This window comes from Streptomyces sp. NPDC059256 (genome assembly GCF_042753785.1).
Taxonomy (GTDB): domain Bacteria; phylum Actinomycetota; class Actinomycetes; order Streptomycetales; family Streptomycetaceae; genus Streptomyces.
In genome coordinates this window covers 17816-36947 of record NZ_JBHYZO010000019.1, presented here as the reverse complement: position 1 = coordinate 36947, position 19132 = coordinate 17816, and the positions used below count along the sequence as shown (strand labels likewise).

Annotated in this window: 21 protein-coding genes, 4 tRNA genes and 2 pseudogenes; 11 read left to right on the top strand and 16 right to left on the bottom strand. The window is 68.1% G+C overall.

Features of this window, described 5'->3' with window-relative positions; translation table 11 throughout:
* Window positions 1-134: 134 nt before the first annotated feature.
* From rplA to ACFXJL_RS27855, 5 genes are all read right to left on the bottom strand, one after another.
* Complete coding sequence (gene rplA, locus ACFXJL_RS27875; protein WP_329022143.1) at window positions 135-857, bottom strand: 50S ribosomal protein L1; 723 nt, start codon at window positions 855-857, stop codon at window positions 135-137.
* Window positions 858-935: 78 nt separating this feature from the next.
* Window positions 936-1370 carry a 50S ribosomal protein L11 gene (gene rplK / locus ACFXJL_RS27870; protein ID WP_351498679.1) on the bottom strand — a complete coding sequence of 145 codons (435 nt, stop codon included), beginning with the start codon at window positions 1368-1370 and terminating at the stop codon, window positions 936-938.
* A gap of 177 nt (window positions 1371-1547) precedes the next feature.
* Complete coding sequence (gene nusG / locus ACFXJL_RS27865; protein WP_358880942.1) at window positions 1548-2429, bottom strand: transcription termination/antitermination protein NusG; 882 nt, start codon at window positions 2427-2429, stop codon at window positions 1548-1550.
* Window positions 2430-2510: 81 nt separating this feature from the next.
* Window positions 2511-2792 carry a preprotein translocase subunit SecE gene (gene secE, locus ACFXJL_RS27860; RefSeq protein ID WP_329022136.1) on the bottom strand — a complete coding sequence of 94 codons (282 nt, stop codon included), beginning with the start codon at window positions 2790-2792 and terminating at the stop codon, window positions 2511-2513.
* A 108-nt stretch (window positions 2793-2900) separates the two neighbouring features.
* Window positions 2901-2973 (bottom strand) — tRNA-Trp (locus tag ACFXJL_RS27855).
* A 262-nt stretch (window positions 2974-3235) separates the two neighbouring features.
* On the opposite strand from ACFXJL_RS27855, the gene ACFXJL_RS27850 reads away from it, so the two are divergent.
* Together ACFXJL_RS27850 and ACFXJL_RS27845 are read left to right on the top strand one after the other, a co-directional pair.
* Window positions 3236-4462 (top strand): pyridoxal phosphate-dependent aminotransferase, encoded by a 1227-nt coding sequence (locus ACFXJL_RS27850; RefSeq protein ID WP_358880941.1) that lies wholly within the window; start codon window positions 3236-3238, stop codon window positions 4460-4462.
* A 142-nt stretch (window positions 4463-4604) separates the two neighbouring features.
* On the top strand, window positions 4605-5624 hold the full coding sequence (locus ACFXJL_RS27845; protein ID WP_358880940.1) for an adenosine deaminase: 1020 nt from the start codon (window positions 4605-4607) through the stop codon (window positions 5622-5624).
* A gap of 19 nt (window positions 5625-5643) precedes the next feature.
* Here ACFXJL_RS27845 and ACFXJL_RS27840 read toward each other — a convergent pair whose 3' ends face one another.
* Window positions 5644-6249, bottom strand: coding sequence for a TetR/AcrR family transcriptional regulator (locus ACFXJL_RS27840; RefSeq protein ID WP_384696885.1), 606 nt, complete (start codon window positions 6247-6249; stop codon window positions 5644-5646).
* Between the two features lie 109 nt (window positions 6250-6358).
* Between ACFXJL_RS27840 and ACFXJL_RS27835 the strand changes: the two genes are divergently transcribed.
* Window positions 6359-6991 carry an NAD(P)H-binding protein gene (locus tag ACFXJL_RS27835; protein WP_358880938.1) on the top strand — a complete coding sequence of 211 codons (633 nt, stop codon included), beginning with the start codon at window positions 6359-6361 and terminating at the stop codon, window positions 6989-6991.
* A gap of 70 nt (window positions 6992-7061) precedes the next feature.
* Here ACFXJL_RS27835 and ACFXJL_RS27830 read toward each other — a convergent pair whose 3' ends face one another.
* The 8 genes and pseudogenes from ACFXJL_RS27830 to ACFXJL_RS27795 all read right to left on the bottom strand — a co-directional run bounded on the left by ACFXJL_RS27830 (window position 7062) and on the right by ACFXJL_RS27795 (window position 12191).
* On the bottom strand, window positions 7062-8126 hold the full coding sequence (locus tag ACFXJL_RS27830; RefSeq protein ID WP_384696882.1) for a UDP-N-acetylmuramate dehydrogenase: 1065 nt from the start codon (window positions 8124-8126) through the stop codon (window positions 7062-7064).
* A gap of 141 nt (window positions 8127-8267) precedes the next feature.
* Window positions 8268-9713, bottom strand: coding sequence for a DHA2 family efflux MFS transporter permease subunit (locus ACFXJL_RS27825; protein ID WP_384696879.1), 1446 nt, complete (start codon window positions 9711-9713; stop codon window positions 8268-8270).
* Between the two features lie 369 nt (window positions 9714-10082).
* Window positions 10083-10610: pseudogene (locus ACFXJL_RS27820) on the bottom strand (TetR/AcrR family transcriptional regulator); the annotation flags it as partial.
* Window positions 10611-10731: 121 nt separating this feature from the next.
* Window positions 10732-11160, bottom strand: a complete 429-nt coding sequence (locus tag ACFXJL_RS27815) for a MaoC family dehydratase (RefSeq protein WP_384631827.1) — start codon at window positions 11158-11160, stop codon at window positions 10732-10734.
* Window positions 11160-11612 carry a MaoC family dehydratase N-terminal domain-containing protein gene (locus tag ACFXJL_RS27810; RefSeq protein ID WP_358880934.1) on the bottom strand — a complete coding sequence of 151 codons (453 nt, stop codon included), beginning with the start codon at window positions 11610-11612 and terminating at the stop codon, window positions 11160-11162. The genes ACFXJL_RS27815 and ACFXJL_RS27810 overlap by 1 nt, the downstream gene beginning before the upstream one ends.
* A gap of 129 nt (window positions 11613-11741) precedes the next feature.
* On the bottom strand, window positions 11742-11906 hold the full coding sequence (rpmG, locus tag ACFXJL_RS27805; protein WP_018385553.1) for a 50S ribosomal protein L33: 165 nt from the start codon (window positions 11904-11906) through the stop codon (window positions 11742-11744).
* Between the two features lie 93 nt (window positions 11907-11999).
* Window positions 12000-12072: transfer RNA gene (locus ACFXJL_RS27800), tRNA-Met, on the bottom strand.
* 46 nt (window positions 12073-12118) lie between these two features.
* Window positions 12119-12191: transfer RNA gene (locus tag ACFXJL_RS27795), tRNA-Thr, on the bottom strand.
* Between the two features lie 326 nt (window positions 12192-12517).
* Between ACFXJL_RS27795 and ACFXJL_RS27790 the strand changes: the two genes are divergently transcribed.
* The 3 genes from ACFXJL_RS27790 to ACFXJL_RS27780 all read left to right on the top strand — a co-directional run bounded on the left by ACFXJL_RS27790 (window position 12518) and on the right by ACFXJL_RS27780 (window position 15092).
* A complete protein-coding gene (locus tag ACFXJL_RS27790; protein ID WP_384631831.1) occupies window positions 12518-13738 on the top strand; it encodes an amidohydrolase family protein in 1221 nt (406 codons plus the stop codon).
* Between the two features lie 94 nt (window positions 13739-13832).
* Window positions 13833-14489, top strand: a complete 657-nt coding sequence (locus ACFXJL_RS27785; protein ID WP_358880932.1) for an NAD(P)H-binding protein — start codon at window positions 13833-13835, stop codon at window positions 14487-14489.
* A 102-nt stretch (window positions 14490-14591) separates the two neighbouring features.
* Window positions 14592-15092 (top strand): GyrI-like domain-containing protein, encoded by a 501-nt coding sequence (locus ACFXJL_RS27780; RefSeq protein WP_358880931.1) that lies wholly within the window; start codon window positions 14592-14594, stop codon window positions 15090-15092.
* 111 nt (window positions 15093-15203) lie between these two features.
* Here the strand turns inward: ACFXJL_RS27780 and ACFXJL_RS27775 are convergent, their stop codons facing one another.
* Complete coding sequence (locus ACFXJL_RS27775; RefSeq protein WP_384696873.1) at window positions 15204-15482, bottom strand: hypothetical protein; 279 nt, start codon at window positions 15480-15482, stop codon at window positions 15204-15206.
* A gap of 242 nt (window positions 15483-15724) precedes the next feature.
* Between ACFXJL_RS27775 and ACFXJL_RS27770 the strand changes: the two genes are divergently transcribed.
* Both ACFXJL_RS27770 and ACFXJL_RS27765 read left to right on the top strand, forming a co-directional pair.
* Window positions 15725-16402, top strand: coding sequence for a hypothetical protein (locus ACFXJL_RS27770; protein WP_384696870.1), 678 nt, complete (start codon window positions 15725-15727; stop codon window positions 16400-16402).
* A 121-nt stretch (window positions 16403-16523) separates the two neighbouring features.
* Window positions 16524-16822, top strand: a pseudogene (locus ACFXJL_RS27765) (site-specific integrase); the annotation flags it as partial.
* A 175-nt stretch (window positions 16823-16997) separates the two neighbouring features.
* Here ACFXJL_RS27765 and ACFXJL_RS27760 read toward each other — a convergent pair.
* Window positions 16998-17079 (bottom strand) — tRNA-Tyr (locus ACFXJL_RS27760).
* 191 nt (window positions 17080-17270) lie between these two features.
* Here ACFXJL_RS27760 and ACFXJL_RS27755 point away from each other — a divergent pair.
* The 3 genes from ACFXJL_RS27755 (at window position 17271) to ACFXJL_RS27745 (ending at window position 19122) form a co-directional block, all read left to right on the top strand.
* Window positions 17271-17759 (top strand): YajQ family cyclic di-GMP-binding protein, encoded by a 489-nt coding sequence (locus tag ACFXJL_RS27755; RefSeq protein WP_329022106.1) that lies wholly within the window; start codon window positions 17271-17273, stop codon window positions 17757-17759.
* Window positions 17760-17930: 171 nt separating this feature from the next.
* Window positions 17931-18443 carry a methylated-DNA--[protein]-cysteine S-methyltransferase gene (locus tag ACFXJL_RS27750; protein ID WP_384696867.1) on the top strand — a complete coding sequence of 171 codons (513 nt, stop codon included), beginning with the start codon at window positions 17931-17933 and terminating at the stop codon, window positions 18441-18443.
* A gap of 13 nt (window positions 18444-18456) precedes the next feature.
* A complete protein-coding gene (locus ACFXJL_RS27745; RefSeq protein ID WP_384631841.1) occupies window positions 18457-19122 on the top strand; it encodes an alpha-ketoglutarate-dependent dioxygenase AlkB family protein in 666 nt (221 codons plus the stop codon).
* The last annotated feature ends 10 nt before the right edge of the window (window positions 19123-19132 follow it).

Below are 19132 nucleotides of genomic sequence, written 5' to 3'. Positions count from 1 at the left end.
AAGATCTCTTTACGAACGTTTGAACGGTATCCGACGCCTATGACACCGGCGCAACAGAAAAACCGGCCCCCTCACCTCGTAAGAGGCTTGGGGACCGGCTTTCGTTGTACGGAAACCCGCGACTGCTGTGTGGATCACACAGCGGCCGGGTCCTCCTCGACGAGGAGGTTGCGGGTGCGGTTGGCGTCCAGCGGGATACCGGGGCCCATCGTGGTGGCCAGGGTCGCCTTCTTGATGTAGCGGCCCTTCGCAGCGGACGGCTTCAGACGGAGGATCTCCTCCAGCGCCGCGGCGTAGTTCTCGACCAGCTTCGTCTCGTCGAAGGAAACCTTGCCGATGATGAAGTGGAGGTTCGAGTGCTTGTCGACGCGGAACTCGATCTTGCCGCCCTTGATGTCCGTCACAGCCTTGACGACATCGGGGGTGACGGTGCCGGTCTTCGGGTTCGGCATCAGACCACGCGGACCGAGCACGCGGCCGAGACGACCGACCTTGCCCATGAGGTCCGGGGTGGCGACGACGGCGTCGAAGTCCAGACGGCCCTTCGCCACCTCGTCGATCAGTTCGTCGGCGCCGACGATGTCGGCGCCCGCGGCACGCGCGGCCTCGGCACGGTCACCGGTCGCGAAGACCAGGACCCGGGCGGTCTTGCCGGTGCCGTGCGGAAGGTTCACGGTGCCACGGACCATCTGGTCCGCCTTGCGCGGGTCGACACCCAGACGCATGGCGACCTCGACGGTCGCGTCGAACTTGATGGACGTGGTGTCCTTGGCCAGACGGACGGCCTCAAGCGGGGCGTACACGCGCTCCCGGCTGATCTTGGCGTCCGCAGCGCGGAGAGACTTGCTGCGCTTCACTTCAGCTCCTGTATTTCAGGTATGGAGTTGTGGTGCGGACCAGCGCTGGCCCTACCACGGAGGTCAGACGGGGGGCTGTCAGCCCTCGACCGTGATGCCCATGGAACGGGCGGTGCCGGCGATGATCTTCTCGGCGGCGTCCAGGTCGTTGGCGTTCAGGTCGGGCATCTTGGTGGTGGCGATGTCGCGGACCTGGTCGCGCGTCAGCTTGGCGACCTTGGTCTTGTGCGGCTCGCCGGAGCCCTTGTCCACACCCGCGGCCTTGAGGATCAGCTTGGCGGCCGGCGGAGTCTTGGTCACGAAGGTGAAGGAACGGTCGTCGTAGACCGTGATCTCCACCGGCACGACCATGCCACGCTGCGACTCGGTCGCGGCGTTGTAAGCCTTGCAGAACTCCATGATGTTGACGCCGTGCTGACCCAGGGCGGGGCCGACCGGCGGAGCCGGGTTGGCCGCGCCGGCCTGGATCTGGAGCTTGATAAGCCCCGTGACCTTCTTCTTCTTGGGAGGCATTGCTCTCTCCGGGTCCTAGTGAGAGTTTCCAGCACTCCACCCGATCATCCGGATGGAGGCATACCGCACAACGATAACGGGTATAGGTGCGCGGATAAAAACCGACAGGTCAGAACGGCCGCGAGGGCCGTTCTGACCTGGTCGGAAGCTGTTGCGTGCGCAGTGAACTGCGTACGGCTAGTTCTTCTGGATCTGGTCGAAGCTCAGCTCGACCGGCGTCTCACGGCCGAAGATCTCGACCAGGCCCTTGACCTTCTTTGAGTCAGCGTTGATCTCGTTGATGGTCGCCTGGAGCGTGGCGAACGGACCGTCGGTGACGGTGACCGAGTCGCCGACCTCGAAGTCCAGCACCTGAACCTCGACGCGACGGGCAGGAGCGGCCTTGCCCTCGGCCTCGGCGGCCTCGCGCGCCGCCTTCTCCTCCGCCTCGGGGGCGAGCATCTTGACGATCTCGTCCAGCGTCAGCGGGTACGGGTCATAGGCGTTGCCCACGAAGCCGGTGACTCCGGGGGTGTTGCGGACGACGCCCCAGGACTCGTTGGTGAGGTCCATGCGGACCAGGACGTAACCGGGAAGCTTGTTCTGGCGGACGTTCTTACGCTCGCCGTTCTTGATCTGGACGATCTCTTCCTCGGGCACTTCGGCCTGGTAGATGAACTCCTCGACGTTCAGCGAGACGGCACGCTGCTCCAGGTTCGCCTTCACGCGCTTCTCGTAGCCCGCGTAGGTGTGGATGACGTACCACTCGCCGGGGAGCAGACGCAGTTCATCGCGGAGTGCGGCGATCGGGTCGACCGGAGCCTCGGGCTCGGCCTCGGCGCTCGCGGCGTCTTCGGCCTCAACGGCGTCGTCGGCATCAGCGTCGGCCTCGTCGGCGTCCGCCTCTTCGGAGTCAGTGTGCACAGCAGCCTCTTCGGCCGGCTCACCGGCCGCTGCGTCCGCAGCCTCGGCCTGGTCCTCGTCGGCCGCCTCAACGATGTCGAGCTCGTCCTCTGAGGACTCGGCGGATTCGAAGCTCTCGCCCGGCTCGACGGCCTCGTTCAGGTTCGGGTCAGACACGGTGGCTGCTTCTTTCTGGATACAGATGGGTGGAACGTACGAAAGGCTGCCGCCATGCCGACGCCGACGCCCTCCGTGGGATCAGCCGAAGACGTACTTGACGGCTTCCTGGAATCCATAGTCCATCACGGTCACCAGACCGATCATGATGACAACGAAGACAATCACCACTGTGGTGTATGTCGTCAGCTGATTGCGCGTAGGCCAGACGACCTTGCGCAGCTCGGCGACGATCTGCCGGTAGAAGAGCGCGAGACGGCCCAGAGGGCCCTTCTTTCCACGCTTACCGCCCTTGCGGGACTTCTTCTGAGGCGCTTCGTCCTCGGCATCAGGCGTGTCGATGGAGCCCACGGCGTCCGTCACTTTCTTTCACCTGATTCCGGGTCGTGGCCGTGCCGCACCCGGTGGAGCCGCACGGCGGTTCATCTACTGCACGTACATGCGCACACAGCCTGGCGAAGGCTTGTGTAGCAGGGCCGGAGGGACTTGAACCCCCAACCGCTGGTTTTGGAGACCAGTGCTCTACCAATTGAGCTACGACCCTTTGTGGCTTCCCCAACCTACCGTATCCAAGGATGTGGTCGGTGCGGGCCAACGACGAGTGAGTGTACGTGGTCGTCGGCCCGACGTCGAACAGATAGCCCCCCAGCGCTTCTTGCGTCCCTCTTGTACCGACCTGGCACCCACTCCGCACCGACCCGGTGCGCTCCCGGCGGGTCGAGCGACTGCCGACCTGGGGAGCGCCGGATGTCCGCGGGGCGAAACACTTGTGCCGGCCATGATTGCCGTCTGGGACGATGGATCGTATGAGCGCTGCAACCTCTCCCACCGAGCGCCGGGTCTCCGCGCGCATCGCCGCGATCTCCGAGTCCGCGACCCTCGCCGTCGACGCCAAGGCGAAGGCCCTCAAGGCCGCCGGACGTCCGGTGATCGGCTTCGGTGCCGGTGAGCCCGACTTCCCGACGCCCGACTACATCGTCGAGGCCGCGATCGAAGGCTGCCGAAACCCGAAGTTCCACCGCTACACCCCGGCGGGCGGTCTGCCGGAGCTGAAGAAGGCCATCGCCGAGAAGACCCTGCGGGACTCCGGCTATGAGGTCGACCCGGCGCAGATCCTGGTGACCAACGGCGGGAAGCAGGCGATCTACGAGGCATTCGCCGCGATCCTGGACCCGGGTGACGAGGTCATCGTGCCCGCTCCCTACTGGACCACCTACCCCGAGTCGATCCGGCTCGCCGGCGGTGTGCCGGTGGACGTCATCGCCGACGAGACCACCGGCTACCGGGTCTCGATCGAGCAGTTGGAGGCCGCGCGCACCGAGCGCACGAAGGTGGTCCTCTTCGTCTCCCCGTCCAACCCGACCGGCGCCGTCTACAGCCGGGAGGACACCGAGGCGATCGGCCGTTGGGCCGTCGAGCACGGGCTGTGGGTCCTCACGGACGAGATCTACGAGCACCTGGTGTACGGGGACGCGACCTTCACCTCGCTGCCCGCCGTGGTGCCCGAGCTGCGCGACAAGTGCATCGTCGTCAACGGCGTCGCCAAGACGTACGCCATGACCGGCTGGCGCGTGGGGTGGGTCGTGGGCCCCAAGGACGTGGTGAAGGCCGCGACCAACCTCCAGTCGCACGCCACGTCGAACGTCTCCAACGTGGCGCAGGCCGCGGCCCTGGCCGCCGTGTCCGGGAACCTGGACGCGGTCGCCGAGATGCGTGAGGCGTTCGACCGCCGCCGACAGACCATCGTCCGGATGCTCAATGAGATCGACGGCGTCGTCTGCCCCGAGCCCGAGGGCGCCTTCTATGTGTATCCCTCGGTGAAGGCCCTGCTCGGCAAGGAGATCCGCGGCAAGCGCCCGCAGTCCTCGGTGGAGCTGGCCGCGTTGATCCTGGATGAGGTCGAGGTCGCGGTGGTCCCGGGCGAAGCCTTCGGCACCCCCGGCTATCTGCGCCTTTCCTACGCCCTGGGTGACGAGGATCTCGCCGAGGGCGTCTCGCGCATCCAGAAGCTGCTGGCCGAGGCCACTGACTGACGGTTCAGGCCACGGGTCCTTTTTCGAATCGGCTCCTGTTCACGGGCGACGCTCATGGACAGGAGCCGATTCTTCGTTCGGGCAAGGACCCGATCAGGGAATCCGGTTACCTCTCGGCGTGGCGGTGCGGCAAGATCCTGGAATGGACCATGTACGTGACGTCAGCCGGCTCCCCAAAGCCCATCTCCATCTGCACTTCACCGGCTCGATGCGGCCCTCCACCATGCTCGAACTGGCTGATAAGTACGGCGTCCACCTGCCTGACGCCCTGACCGGGGGCGAGCCTCCGAAGCTGCGCGCCACGGATGAGCGCGGCTGGTTCCGCTTCCAGCGCCTCTACGACATCGCCCGCTCCTGCCTTCGGAGTCCCGAAGACATTCAGCGACTGGTGCGGGAGGCCGCCGAGGAAGACGTCAGGGATGGTTCCGGTTGGCTGGAAATACAGGTCGATCCGACGTCGTACGCACCTCTTCTCGGCGGGTTGATCCCCGCCCTGGAGATCATTCTGGACGCGGTGGACCGTGCGGCGCGTGCGACCGGTCTGGGGATGCGGGTGCTGGTCGCAGCGAACCGTATGAAGCACCCGCTGGAGGCCCGTACGCTCGCTCGTCTCGCCGTGCGGTACGCCGACCAGGGCATCGTCGGGTTCGGGTTGTCCAATGACGAGCGCCGGGGCATGGCCAGGGACTTCGACCGCGCGTTCGCCATCGCCAGGACGGGCGGCCTGTTGGCCGCGCCGCACGGCGGGGAGCTGAGCGGCCCGTCCTCGGTGCGGGACTGTCTGGATGACCTCCACGCGGCCCGGGTCGGTCACGGGGTGCGGGCGGCGGAGGATCCCCGGCTGCTGCGGCAGCTCGCCGATCGCGGTGTGACCTGCGAGGTCTGCCCTTCGTCGAATGTGGCCCTTGGCGTGTACGAGAAGCCCGAGGACGTGCCGCTGCGGACGTTGTACGACGCCGGTGTGCCGATGGCGCTGGGGGCGGACGACCCGCTGCTGTTCGGTTCCCGGCTGGCTGCCCAGTACGACTTCGCGCGCAGGCACCATGCCTTCACGGACGAGGAGCTGGCGGAGCTGGCCCGGCAGTCGGTGCGGGGTTCGGCGGCGCCCGCGGACGTACAGGGCAAGCTGCTGGCCGGGATCGACGGCTGGCTGGCCGACTGACCGACTGACCGACGGCTCGTCACGCGGGCGGGCGGATACCGCCGAGCAGGGTGCGGGCGAGATCGGCGGCGAACGCGTCGAGCGGGGGCGCGGCCACTCCGCCCTCCGCGCTGTCGTAGGCGAAGGCCCGGTGGGCGCATGCGCCGAGCAGCAGGGAAGCGGCGGCGTAGGTGTCGGCGTCCGCTGCGATGCGGCCCATCTCCTGCTCGGCCCGCAGATACCGGTCGAGGCCGTGGATGGGCTTGTGTGGCCCGGTGCCCAGGGCGCGCAGCGCGGCTTCGTGTCGGGCCTTGAGTCGGGGGTCGGCGTACAGCGATGCCGCGATCGGGACCGTCTGGGCGTAGAACCGGGCAGCCTGTCGCGCCACTTCGACGAGATTGCCTTCGATGCTTCCGGTGCCGGGGCTCGCCGTGAGATCGCTCAGCAGCGGACCCAGCTTCGGCAGCCGTTCGTCGAGGACCGCGATGAACAGTTCCTCCTTGCTGGCGAAGCTCTTGTAGAGCGCGGCCTCCGAGCAGGCCGCCGCCCTGGCGATCTCCTTCGTGGTGGTGCGGGCCAGCCCCAGGCTGAGCATCAGGTCGTACGCGGCGTCGAGGATGCGGGCACGTGCCGGCGGTTTCTGCATGGTCCTCTTTGTGTCCTCTGACAGAAATCGATCTCTGGACTTGACGGGTGAGTGAGTACTTACCCACCCTAGGGGTGAGTGAACACTTACCCCCTTGGAGGCGTGACCGATGAGGTACACCGTTTTCGGAGCGACCGGCGGAGTCGGTCGGGAAATCGTCACCCAGGCACTGGCCGCCGGCCATGAGGTGACAGCAGTCGTCCGCGATCCGTCGCGCTACACCGTCAGGAGCCCCGGCCTCACGGTGTTCCAGGCCGACCTGGCGAAGCCGGAGACCCTACGGCCGGCCGTGGAGGGCCGGGACGCCGTGCTCTCCGGTCTGGGTGCGCGCACCCGGGCTGACGCGGGGATCGCCACGACCCTGACGCGCGCGGTGTTGACCGCCATGGAGGCGGAGGGCACCCGTCGGCTGGTCGTGGTGAGCGCGACACCCATCGGCGGATCCCCACAGGGGGAGAGCCTGCTCGACCGGATATCCATGAGCGTGGTCTCCGCCGTGTTCAAGGACCTGTACCGGGATCTGCGCGCCATGGAGGCGGCGCTGGCCAACAGCGATACCGACTGGACCGCCGTACGTCCGCCCCGGCTCCTGAACAAGCCGCTGACCGGCGTCTACCGCACGGAGATCGGGGGCAACCCCCGGGCCGCCCGGACCATCGGACGGGCGGACGTGGCCCATGCGATGCTCGCGCAGGTGGCCCGGAGAGAGACGGTGGGACAGGCCGTGGGAGTCGCTTACTAGGCGCACCGGCCCGACGGTCGCCCCGGCCGGGATCGCGGGCCCAGAGCGCCAGAGTGGATGCAGACCCGAGCTAGTCGGATCCGAGGCTCACACCGATGGTCACCGGCTCGTTGACCAGGGTGATCCCGAAGGCGTCCTCGACTCCGGCGACGACCTCCCGGGCGAGGGCGAGCAGATCGTCCGTGGTCGCCGCCCCCCTGTTGGTGAGCGCGAGGGTGTGCTTGGTCGAGATGCGGGCGGGGCCGCTGCCGTATCCCTTGGTGAAACCGGCTCGGTCGATCAGCCAGGCCGCTGAGGTCTTGGTGCGCCCCTCCCCCGCGGGGTAGGCGGGCGGGGCAACCTCGTCACCGAGGCGTTCCCGGACTCGATCGAGGAAGGTCGTGTACTGCGCGGCGCTCAGGATCGGGTTGGTGAAGAAGGACCCGGCGGACCAGGTGTCGTGGTCCTCGGGGTCGAGGACCATGCCCTTGCCCGCACGCAGCCTCAGCACGGCGCGGCGCACCTCGGCGAGATCGGCCCGGTCGCCCGGCTCCACACCGAGGAGTCGGGCGGTCTCCGCGTACCGAATGGGTGCGGAGAGCCCATCGGCCTCTTCCAGCCGGAAGCGGACCCTCAGGACGACATGGCGGTCGGGGTGTTCCTTGAAGCGGCTGTGTCGGTAGGAGAAGTCGCACTCGGCGTTGGCGAGGGTGACCGTCCGGTCCTGGTGGCGGTCGTAGGCGACGACCTCGGTGATCGTCGAGGAGACTTCCTGGCCGTACGCTCCGACGTTCTGGATCGGGGTGGCTCCGGCCGAACCGGGGATCCCGGCCAGGCATTCGATGCCCGCCAGTCCCTCGGCCACGGAGAGGGCCACGGCGTCCGTCCAGGTCTCGCCCGCGGCGAGTTCCAGTTCGGGGCCGTTCACCCGGCATCCCTGGGTGGCGATGCGCAGGGCCGTTCCCTCGAACCCCTTGTCGCCGATGACCAGATTGCTCCCGCCGCCGATGATCAGCAGCGGGGTGCCGGTGGTGTCCGCTTCCCTCACGGCCGCGATCACCTCATCGTCCGTGGTGGCCGTCAGGAGCCGGGTGGCGGGACCGCCGAGCCGGAAAGTGGTCAGGGGGGCGAGGGGGGCATCGTGGAGTTCCTGCACGGGACAAGGGTACGGGCCCGGAGCACGCCGCCCCGGGGTACGGCTCTCGACGTTCGCCGTGGAGAGCCGCACCGCGGTATCGGCACCCGTGGCCCGACGACCGCTTGCCCATGGACGGACGCCCGCAGACGGGGGTCGACGTTAGACGGTTGCCGAGGAACGGGCAGGAGTACGGGCCGGGGGGAGTTCATCCCGGCCCGTACTCCTGCCCGTCCGTCCCTCCATCAGGAGAGCGGCGACCGCGCCGACAGCCACCGCCCCGGCGCCGATCCACAGGGCGGGCACTATGCCGTCCGTGAACGTCCACGGAGTGCCGTATCCCCCCTGGGCGGCGAACACCGCCGCCAGCGCGGCGACGCCCAGTGCCCCGCCGACCTCCCGGAGGGCGTTGTTGGCACCTGACGCCATGCCCTGCTCGGCAGGTTGCACGCTGGACATGACCAGACTGGCTGCGGGCGCGAAGAAGAGCGCCATACCGAGCCCACCCGCGATCTGCGCCGGCAGCATCGCGGCGTAGGACATCCCCGGCTCCAGGACGAGTGCGAAGAGTCCTAGGCCGATCGCCTGGAGGGTGAGGCTCGCGATGATGATCGGCCGGCCGCCGATCCGGTCGGAGAGGTACCCGGCGAGCGGGGAGACGAGGAGCGGCATTCCGGTCCACGGCAGCATCCGCAGCCCGGCCTCGGTGGGCGAGTATCCGAGGACGCTCTGCATGAACTGGCTGAGGAGGAAGATCGATCCGAACATGCCCAGGTACATCAGCATGCTCGCGGCGTTGATGCCGGCGAAGGTCCGGTCGCGGAACAGCCGCATGGGCAGCATGGGACGCCGGCTGACCGCGCCATGGCGGACGAACGCCAGGAGCAGCGCGACGCCCACGGTCGCGCTGGTGACCACGCCGACGCTGGTCCAGCCGTCCACATGCCCGTTGACCAGGGCGTAGACGACTCCGAACAGACCACCGCTCACCAACAGGGTGCCGGGGACGTCGAGCCGGGGGTTCGGTGCGTGGGACTCCTCAAGCCGCATCCGGGCGAGGGGGAGCAGGGCGAGACCGATCGGCACATTGAGCCAGAAGATCCACTGCCAGGAGATGTGTTCGGTGAGACTGCCGCCGATGAGGGGGCCGCTGGCCACCGCCACTCCGGTCACCGCGCCCAGGATGCCCAGGGCCGCGCCCCGGCGTGCGGGCGGAACGGCGACCGTCAGCAGGGTGAGGGCCAGCGGCATCATGATCGCGGCGCCGACGCCCTGCACCGCGCGGGCGGCGATCAGGGAGTCGATGCTGGGGGCGAGGGCAGCGCCGGCGGAAGCGGCGGTGAAGATCGACAATCCGATGGTGAAGAGTCGACGACGGCCGAAGCGGTCGCCGAGTGCGGCACCGAACAGCAGCAGCACGGCGAAGGTCAGGGTGTAGGCGCTGACCGTCCATTCCAGGTCCGCCAGCGCCCCGCCGAGGTCATCGCGGATGGCGGGTAGTGCGGTGGTGACGACGAGATTGTCCAGAGCGGCCATGAAGCCTGCGGCGCTCGTGATGACGATGGCCCAGGCGGTGCCGCCTCGACGTGCCGATGGTGGCTGGGTCACTGCTCCCCCATTTGATTAGTAATTGATCACTAACTTTCATGGACAGAAAACTCCCCGGTTCAGCTGGAAGGGGAGAAGGTCAGCCCTCCCCACTCAGGGAAGGGCGAGGACCAGAAGGCCAGAAGGCCAGAAGGCCAAGAGGTCAGGAGGTCAGGAGCTCGGGAGGGCGGGGGGTCGGGAGGTCTGATCGACATGGGCATCAGCTCGTCGGGGGCAAGCGGCCGACAATCACGTACCGTCACCATCGCGCGCCTCATGGACGGCGGGGTCGACGTCCGGGATGAGTCCTTCCACCACGGACACCTCAGAGTTCTCAGGCACCCTGGAGGCTCCAGGCGCCTCGGGCGCCACCGGTGGGAACTCGCCGCCGAATCCGGCCCACACCCGGTGCTCACTGGGAAATCCCAGGGTCGCCAGGGTGTTGATCAGCATGCCGGCGCTCATGAATTCCGTGGTGGCCTTGAGGTCCCCCCCGAACGCGAGGGACGCCCGGTCCCAGATCTCGGCCCACTCGGTGCGGATCAACTCGCCGAACTCATGGTCGCCGACCGCTTCGGCCGAGGCCACGGCGACATACATCTGCATCTGCATCAGCAGCCGCTCATGATCGTCGAGAAGCTGCTGATATGCCTCGGCCATCACATCCTTCGGCGGGGCCTCGGGCTGCTCGGCCAGGGCGTCCGAGAACGCCATGACGGTCTCTTCGAGGCAGCGCACACTCGCGGCGAGGAACAATTCCCGCTTGTTCTTGAAGAGGCGGAAGAGGTACGGCTGCGAGACGCCGACCCGTTTGGCGATGGCCTCGGTCGAGGTGCCGACGTAGCCGCCCATCGCGAACTCGCTGATCGCCGCGCGGATGACGCTCTCGCGTCGCTCCTGTGCACTCATCCTGACCATGCAAGTAAGTTAGTGACCAATCACTAAGTATGTCAACCGTCGCGCGGACCGCGGATTTGAGCGCCACATGCATCAGGGGTGCCCCTCCTCGGAAGGGCACCCCTGATGAAACGCACACCGATCAGCCGAGCTGCACCACGGCACGGGACATGGTCAGAACCTTCTCGCCAGCACTCGTCGCCACCAGGTCGACGCGTACCCGACGGTCTTCCAGCAGGGCCGCGACCTTGCCACTGACCTCGATCACGGCGCCCTTCTCGTCGTTCGGCACGACGACGGGCTTGGAGAAACGGACGCTGTACTCCACCAGCGCGCCCGGATCCCCGGTCCAGTCGGTCACCACACGGGCCGCCTCGGCCATGGTGAACATGCCGTGGGCGATCACATCAGGAAGCCCAACCCCCACTGCGAACTTCTCGTTCCAGTGGATCGGGTTGAAGTCCCCGGAGGCACCGGCGTACCGAACCAATGTGGCGCGGTCGACGGGGAAACTCCGCACGGGCAGCTCGGTACCGACCTCGACGTCAGCGTAGGAGATCTTCCCCGTCATCACGCCTCCTCGGCGGCACGCGCCACCAGCTTGGTCCACGCGGTCACCACGTGCTCACCGGCTTCGTCGCTCACCTCGCCGCGAATGTCCACGACGTCATTGCCCGCCAGCGTCTTGATGCTCTCAATGGTGGAGACGACGGTCAGCCTGTCCCCCGCCCGTACTGGTCTGGCATAGGCGAACCGCTGGTCACGGTGGACCACACGGGCGTAGTCGAGACCCAGGAGCGGGTCCTGGACCACGGCTTCGGCAGCCCGGAAACTGATCGCGAAGACAAAAGTCGGCGGAGCGATCACATCGGGGTACCCGAGCGCCTTCGCGGCCTCTTGATCGACGTATACGGGATTGTCGTCCCCCACCGCCTCGGCGAACTCGCGGATCTTTTCCCGGCCGACCTCATAGGGCGAGGTGGGCGGATAGGTCCGCCCTACGAAGGACTGGTCGAGCGCCATGAACTGGCTCCCTCCTGACAGATTTGACCATTCTGATCAACGGCCCGAGTTATCGGGACGCCGGGCCGTCGCAACAAATGCCACGAGGCCGCCCCCGAAAAAGGGGGCGGCCTCGTGGGACGAACCTGATCAGCGCGTCTCGCGATGCGCAGTGTGCGCCTTGCAGCGCGGGCAGTGCTTCTTGAGTTCAAGACGGTCCGGGTTGTTACGCCGGTTCTTCTTGGTGATGTAGTTCCGCTCCTTGCACTCCACGCAGGCCAGCGTGATCTTCGGGCGGACGTCGGTGGCAGCCACGTGAGTGCTCCTTGGACGGACTTAAACGACAGATGTTGAACGCATAAAAGAGTAGCCGATCGGAGGACCGACCCCGCAATCGGCTACTGTGTGTAGCGGTGACCGGACTTGAACCGGTGACACAGCGATTATGAGCCGCTTGCTCTACCGACTGAGCTACACCGCTGCGATATCAGTTCACCTCGCCCGAAGGCGAGGATCACCGACATCAGAGCCCCAATACGGAATCGAACCGTAGACCTTCTCCTTACCATGGAGACGCTCTACCGACTGAGCTATTGGGGCGAGCGATGAAGACATTACACGGTCGCCCACCGATCGCCCAAATCCGTTTCGTCGCCTGATGGCTGCGGCGACCGCTTTGCTCTCACAAGCCCTCTGCGGACCCGGCGGCAGCCCCCTGCACGGCGGCTCGAAACCGGCTGCCGTCCCGTCGCGGAACGCTGCGCCGACCAGCACTGCCACCCCGTGAACCCTGCGCACGGCCACACCGGTACGACTATTCCGCTCTTCCCCGAAGCCCACCCCTAGCGCCCCTAGGCTCGTCTCACGCTGTGTGATCTTCCCCCTCGCTCACACGCCCGAGCCCCGACCTCCCCCGCAGGAGCGCGATGCCCGACAGCCAGCCGCAGTCACCCGGCGGCGCCACCGCCGACACCACCGCGCTGCTGCTGTGCGGCGCCCGGCTGACGGACGGCCGCACCGTCGACGTACGACTCGGCGGCGGGCGGATCGAGGCGGTCGGCACCACGGGCAGCCTGAGCCCGCACTGCGCGCGCGTGGACCTCAGCGGCTATCTGCTGCTCCCCGCCCCCGCCGAACCGCACTCCCACGGCGACACGGCCCTCACCGCCGACTCACCCGGCCCGGTCTCGTACGAGATGCAGGAGGTCCAACGCCGGGCCACCGAAGCCGCCCTGCTCCAACTGGGTCACGGAGCGACGGCACTGCGCTCCCACGTACGGATCGGCGATGTGCAGGGGCTCGGCCCGCTGGAAGCGGTCTTGCAGGCCCGGCGCTCCCTGCGCGGACTGGTCGACCTGACCACCGTGGCCGTGCCCAGGCTGCTGACCGGAGTTGCCGGTTCGGACGGTCTGGCGATGCTGCGCGACGCCGTGAAGATGGGTGCCGCCGTCGTGGGCGGCTGCCCCGACGCCGACCCCGACCCGACCGGATATGTGGAATCGGTGCTGGAAGTGGCCGCCGAGCACGGCTGTCCGGTCGACCTCCACACCCACGGCGACGATCCCGCGCGGCTCGCCCGGCTCGCGGCGATGGCCGGCGGTCTGCGCACGGGCGTGGCGATCGGACCGTGTGCGGGCCTGGCCCGACTGCCACGCGCCGTGGCCGCCCGGGCGGCCGACCAACTCGCGGCGTCCGGGGTCACCGTGGTCTGCCTCCCCCAGGGCGGCTGCGGAGCGATGGAGCAGCGCGGCACCGCGCCCGTACGACTGCTGCGAGCGGCCGGAGTAAGGGTCGCGGCCGGCAGTGGCGCCCTGCGGGACGTGGGGAACCCGGTGGGGCGCGGCGATCCGTTGGAGGCGGCCTATCTCCTGGCCTCCCAGGCCGGATTGCGGGCCCAGGACGCCTATGCGGCGGTCGCGTCGGGGGCACGTGAGGTGATGGGGCTGCCGGAGGTACGGGTGGAGGCCGGCTTCCCGGCCGAGTTGCTCGCCGTGCGCGGGGAACAGCTCTCCGCCGTGCTGTCCCTCGCGTACAGCAGGATCGTGATCCATCGCGGTCGTGTGGTGGCCCGTACGAGCGCCGTACGGGAGTACTGCGACTCGGCGGTGGCCGTGGCGCTCGAACTACCGCGGCAGGGACGGCCTTGACCTCCTCGGTGCGACGGCAGGCGCCGGCCGCCGTTCACGCCGCGGCCACGGTGCTGTCAGGCGCAGGACGGGCTTCGGACGTACGGTCGTAGACATGCGCATTGTGATTGCTGGAGGACACGGTCAGATCGCGCTCCGACTGGAGCGGCTGCTCTCGGCAGGCGGGCATGAGGTCGCGGGCATCATCCGCAACCCCGACCACGGCGCGGACCTGCGTGACGCGGGGGCGGAACCCATCGTGCTGGACCTTGAGTCGGCCTCCCTCGCCGAGGTCACCGAGGTGTTGAAGGGCGCGGACGCCGCGGTCTTCGCGGCGGGCGCCGGCCCGGGCAGCGGGGTCGCCCGCAAGGACACGGTGGACCGGGCCGCCGCGGTCCTGTTCGCGGACGCCGCCGAGCAGGCCGGTGTGCGCCGCTACCTCATCGTCTCGTCGATGGGCGCGGACTCCGCCCACCAGGGCAACGAGGTCTTCGACGCCTATCTGCGGGCCAAGGGCGCCGCTGACGACGACGTACGGGCACGGCCGCGGCTCGCCTGGACGATCCTGCGTCCGGGCATGCTGACCAATGACGCCGGTACGGGACTGGTGGCGCTGAAGGCTTCCACCGGCCGGGGGCCCGTGCCGCGCGACGACGTGGCCGCCGTGCTCGCGGAACTGGTCGAGACGCCGGCCGCTGCCGGGCTGACACTGGAGTTGATCAGCGGATCGGTTCCGGTGGTGGTGGCCGTGAAGGACATCGCAGGCAACTGATCCGGTCCGGCCGATGAGTCGACGGCCGGCAACCGGTCTCACTCCGGGGGAGCCTTCGTCGGCGCCCCCTGCCGCCCTGCTCCTACTGCTTGAGGTATCGCCATGTCAGATGTGACGCCCGTGGTCGTCGAACGGACCGAGCAGCCGTACGCCTTCATCCGCGGCTCGGTCCGAATGGACTCCTTTGACCAGATCGCCGACCGACTGGGGGAGCTGATCGGGTGGCTGATGGCCCATGAGGCAGAGTTCGCGGGAGCACCGTTCTTCCGCTACAACACCGTCGACCTGGAGGGTGAGTCGGAGGTCGAGGCGGGCATGCCCGTCGTGTCCCGGCCGGAGCCGGAGGGTGACATTCGCGTCGGCACACTGCCCGCGGGTCGCTATGCCACGCTCACCCACGTCGGCCACCCGGACGAACTCTTCGACGTGGCCGACGCACTGCGTTCCTGGGCCACCCGCGAGGGCCTGGAGTGGGACATGACGGAGGTGGCGGGGGTGGAGCGCTGGGGCTGCCGGCTGGAGTCGCATCTGACCGACCCCCGGGTGCAGCCGGATCTGAACAAGTGGGTGTCCGAGTTGGCCTTTCGGCTCGCGGACCAGTAGACGAACGTCGACCGCCTCCGACCGGCTTCCACGCCGGTCAGAGGCGGTCGGGGAACCCCTTGCCGCCGCCTTGCCCAGCGAGGACAGGCGAGCCGACACGGCCGATGGACCTCACTCGGACCCGATCGCCGCCTCCATGAGCTTCTTCCACCCCGTATCGCCGAAACCGCTGATCATCAACACATCCCGGTAGTCCCAGTAGGCTTCTTCGAGGATCTCCAGGTACCGGTCCACATCACCGGCCGCGAAGAGCACGATCGCCGTCTGCACGCGATCCACTTCCCAGGCGACGGAGGATCGGCCCCACTCCTCCAGCAACTCGATCACCACCGCCGCGATTTCCGGGTCCGGGAAGTCCCGGTGCACTCGGGCTCGCACCCTTGGGCTCACCTCGGCCGACTCCTCCACGACACCCCTCCCAGGATCCGCCTGCACGGGCCGACACCCTTGCTGCATCCGGGCGTCCGTGCTCGGGCCCACCCTCCCACTCGGCGCCCCACCAGCTCCCATCGCATCCGAAGCGCGGGCGTTCGGGTTCTTCCCGGGGTCCGCTGGCGCGGCCGATCGCCTCCGTACGCACATCGGCGTTGTCATCGGTGCATTCCGTCGGCTCGACGTCTGAGGAGGCATCGATGAACGAACCGATCCTCGCCCGTCACTCCCTCGCCCTCGCCCTGCCCAAGGCCGCCCCGGCCATCGCCACCTCCAGCGTGCTCGTCCTCGGCCGGATCTGGAACGCCAACGGGGCCGAACACTCCATCGGCAATGCGACCCTCATGGCGCTGCTCGCCTTCGGAGCGGCCACGGCCGGCGTTTTCGCCGCAGCCGGTCGCGGCGGCAACGAGGTCATCGCGGGAACGGCGTTCGCCCTGTCCGGCGGGCTCACCCTCGCGGGCGTCGCCGGATACGCCGACGGCCTTTCCCTTCCCGTCCTGTTGTGGGCGCTGGCCACCGCCACGGCGTACGCCCTCGCCGCCCGGCACTGGCGCACGGACCGCCGCATCGCCGTGGCGCACGAACACAGCACGGTCGAACGCCGGGAGGTGCACGCACACGTGGAACGCGTCGAGGCACTACGGGCCGGAGCCAGGATCGAGACCGCTCGGGTGGGTGCCGCCTACGCTGAGCAACTCGCCGCTGCCCTCCTCACCCGTGCCACGCTCCCCGGCTTCGACCCCGCCGCGGTCCATGAGGCGGGCCTGCCCAGACTCCCCGCCGCGGTCCATGAGGCGGGCCTGCCCGGACTCCCCGTCGGCGGTGGCGTCGGTGACTCCTCACGCCTGGCCCAGGCGGATCCGCACAGCACTTGAGCTGACGCCGCCTCAGAAGCACAGCGTACGGACGTGTTGTGTTCCCGGCGCCGCCGACTGAACCTGTGGGAAGTGGGGCCTCAGGAAGTGGAGCCGTCCGGGCCGTCCGGCACGGAAGGAGAGGGGGCCACGGGGCGGCACGGTGCAGGAGAGCGGCTACGGAGAGGTCTGGGCCCGCGCCTGCGCGGAAGCCCTCTCCCCGCAGGCGTCGAAGCTGGCCAAGCGTCCCTATGATCTTCGCCACGCGACCGTTTCCCCCTGGCCAGCTCGGGTGTGGAGCCCCAACTCGTGGCGGAGCGTGCGGGACACAGCGTGGCGGTGCTGTTCCGCGTCTACGCGAAGCCCTTGAAGGGAGTCGACGAAGCGGCGAACTCCAAGATTTCGGCGCGGCTCCGGGAACGGACCGAACCCCTCTCGTAGCGGTACCGACCGTCATCGCAGGTGAAGCCGCTGCTTCCCGTCCACGTCTCATCCACAACAGCTGGTAGAGAGCGGGAGCGAACGAGACAGAGCGAGACGGTAGACGTCGCTTGCCACACGTACACAGATGGCCCCTGATCGGCGTTTCCGCTGATCAGGGGCCATCGTCATCACGTGGCGGCGCCAGGATTCGAACCTGGGTAGGCTAAGCCGACGGATTTACAGTCCGCTCCCATTGGCCACTCGGGCACACCGCCATGGGATATCGCCTCGAACGTACCGCTGTAGTGCGGGTTCCTTGGCGACGACGTAAACGATACCCGATGTCCGGGGGTGCTTCGCCACTGGATTGATCAGCCCTTGGGGCGGGTGCGGGTGGCTAGGCTTGGCCGAGCGGTTCGGGGACTCCGGCCGCCCTCCACACACCCGATTCAAGGAGCCACAGGACATGGCCGACTCCAGTTTCGACATCGTCTCGAAGGTCGAGCGGCAGGAGGTCGACAACGCCCTCAATCAGACGGCAAAGGAGATCTCCCAGCGCTACGACTTCAAGAACGTCGGGGCGTCGATCGCCTGGTCCGGCGAGAAGATCCTGATGCAGGCGAACTCTGAGGACCGGGTCGCCGCGATCCTCGATGTGTTCCAGACCAAGTTGATCAAGCGGGGCATCTCGCTGAAGTCGCTGGACGCGGGCGAGCCCCAACTGTCCGGCAAGGAGTACAAGATCTTCGCCTCCATCGAGGAGGGCATTTCACAGGACAACGCCAAGAAGGTCGCGAAGATCATCCGTGATGAGGGACCCAAGGGCGTCAAGGCCCAGGTCCAGGGCGATGAACTCCGGGTGAGTTCGAAGAGTCGCGATGACCTCCAGGCGGTGCAGGCGCTGCTGAAGGGTCAGGACTTCGAGTTCGCCATCCAGTTCGTGAACTACCGCTGATCGATCACCGGGGAGCGGGCGGATCTCTGGTCCGCCCGCCCTGGTGCGGAGCAGGTGCCATGTCGGATTCCTGCCAGCCCAGAGCGGGGTGAGTGGAGCAGACTCGTGGTGTGCGGTGCGGACGGCACTGCAAGCGTCACTGCGGGCGCCACTGCGAGGGAAGGAGCGCCGATGACCGCGGCGAGGGTCTACACGACCATGGAGAGTCCGTTGGGCGATGTGTTGCTGACGGGCGAGGAATCCGCTTCGGCCCCGGGCGGCACGGCGCTGGCCTCGGTGTCGCTGCCCGAGCAGAAGGGCGGCGTACTCGTAGCGGACGGGTGGCTGCGCTCCGCGACCGCTTTCGGTGAGATCGAGCGGCAGTTGGAACGCTACTTCGCCGGCGAGCTCACGGACTTCGCCCTCCACTACGCCCGCGGCGGTACGGAGTTCCAACAGCGGGTGTGGCAGGAACTGGACCGGATCCCCTATGGGACGACGGTCACCTACGGGGAGATCGCCCGGCGGATGGGGGCGTCCAGGATCGCGGTCCGGGCAGTGGGCAGTGCGATCGGACGCAATCCGCTTCTGGTGGTGCGACCGTGTCACCGGGTGATCGGTTCGGATGGAGCACTGCACGGGTACGCGGCGGGCCTGGAGCGCAAGGAGCACCTGCTGCGGCTGGAAGGTGCGCTGGTGGCATGAACGGCGGCTCCCGATGAGCGGGGACGCCCTGTTTCCGCGCGATCCGGTCACCCTGGGCCCCGGCGCCGTACATCTACCGGGGTGGCTGTCGATCGAGCAGCAGCGAGCGTTGGTGGATGCGTGCCGGGCGTGGGCCCGTGGACCGGTGCCGCTCAGGCACACGGCGCTTCCCGGTGGTGGTGTGATGTCGGTGCGGACGGTGTGTCTGGGGTGGCACTGGTTGCCCTATCGCTACAGCCGAACCGCGGACGATGTGAACGGCGCCGAGGTCGCGGCCGTCCCCCACTGGCTGGTGGAGTTGGGTCGGTCCGCGCTGGTAGCGGCGTACGGCGAGCAGTACGAAGCCTCGGACTACACGCCCGATGCGGCGCTGGTGAACTTCTACGACGGCGCCGCGCGGATGGGGATGCACCAGGACAAGGAGGAGCGTTCCGATGCTCCGGTCGTGTCGCTGAGCATCGGGGACAGTTGCGTCTTCCGGTTCGGCAACGCCGAGAACCGGGGGCGTCCCCACACCGATGTGGAGTTGCAGTCCGGAGACCTCTTCGTCTTCGGCGGGCCTTCCCGGTTCGTCTACCACGGGGTGCCGAAGGTCTACCCGGGGACGGGTGACCCGGCGACGGGCATGAACGGCGGACGGTTGAACATCACCCTGCGTGAGACCGGGCTGGCCGGCTGAGAGCAGCCCG

What these genes read in the sequence shown, in the direction of transcription:
- rplK (WP_351498679.1), bottom strand. Translation starts at nt 1,370, where the DNA reads ATGCCTCCCAAGAAGAAGAAGGTCACGGGGCTTATCAAGCTCCAGATC.
- ACFXJL_RS27850 (WP_358880941.1), top strand. Translation starts at nt 3,236, where the DNA reads ATGAGCGCTGCAACCTCTCCCACCGAGCGCCGGGTCTCCGCGCGCATC.
- ACFXJL_RS27845 (WP_358880940.1), top strand. Translation starts at nt 4,605, where the DNA reads ATGGACCATGTACGTGACGTCAGCCGGCTCCCCAAAGCCCATCTCCAT.
- ACFXJL_RS27840 (WP_384696885.1), bottom strand. Translation starts at nt 6,249, where the DNA reads ATGCAGAAACCGCCGGCACGTGCCCGCATCCTCGACGCCGCGTACGAC.
- ACFXJL_RS27835 (WP_358880938.1), top strand. Translation starts at nt 6,359, where the DNA reads ATGAGGTACACCGTTTTCGGAGCGACCGGCGGAGTCGGTCGGGAAATC.
- ACFXJL_RS27815 (WP_384631827.1), bottom strand. Translation starts at nt 11,160, where the DNA reads ATGACGGGGAAGATCTCCTACGCTGACGTCGAGGTCGGTACCGAGCTG.
- ACFXJL_RS27810 (WP_358880934.1), bottom strand. Translation starts at nt 11,612, where the DNA reads ATGGCGCTCGACCAGTCCTTCGTAGGGCGGACCTATCCGCCCACCTCG.
- ACFXJL_RS27790 (WP_384631831.1), top strand. Translation starts at nt 12,518, where the DNA reads ATGCCCGACAGCCAGCCGCAGTCACCCGGCGGCGCCACCGCCGACACC.
- ACFXJL_RS27785 (WP_358880932.1), top strand. Translation starts at nt 13,833, where the DNA reads ATGCGCATTGTGATTGCTGGAGGACACGGTCAGATCGCGCTCCGACTG.
- ACFXJL_RS27780 (WP_358880931.1), top strand. Translation starts at nt 14,592, where the DNA reads ATGTCAGATGTGACGCCCGTGGTCGTCGAACGGACCGAGCAGCCGTAC.
- ACFXJL_RS27770 (WP_384696870.1), top strand. Translation starts at nt 15,725, where the DNA reads ATGAACGAACCGATCCTCGCCCGTCACTCCCTCGCCCTCGCCCTGCCC.
- ACFXJL_RS27755 (WP_329022106.1), top strand. Translation starts at nt 17,271, where the DNA reads ATGGCCGACTCCAGTTTCGACATCGTCTCGAAGGTCGAGCGGCAGGAG.
- ACFXJL_RS27750 (WP_384696867.1), top strand. Translation starts at nt 17,931, where the DNA reads ATGACCGCGGCGAGGGTCTACACGACCATGGAGAGTCCGTTGGGCGAT.
- ACFXJL_RS27745 (WP_384631841.1), top strand. Translation starts at nt 18,457, where the DNA reads ATGAGCGGGGACGCCCTGTTTCCGCGCGATCCGGTCACCCTGGGCCCC.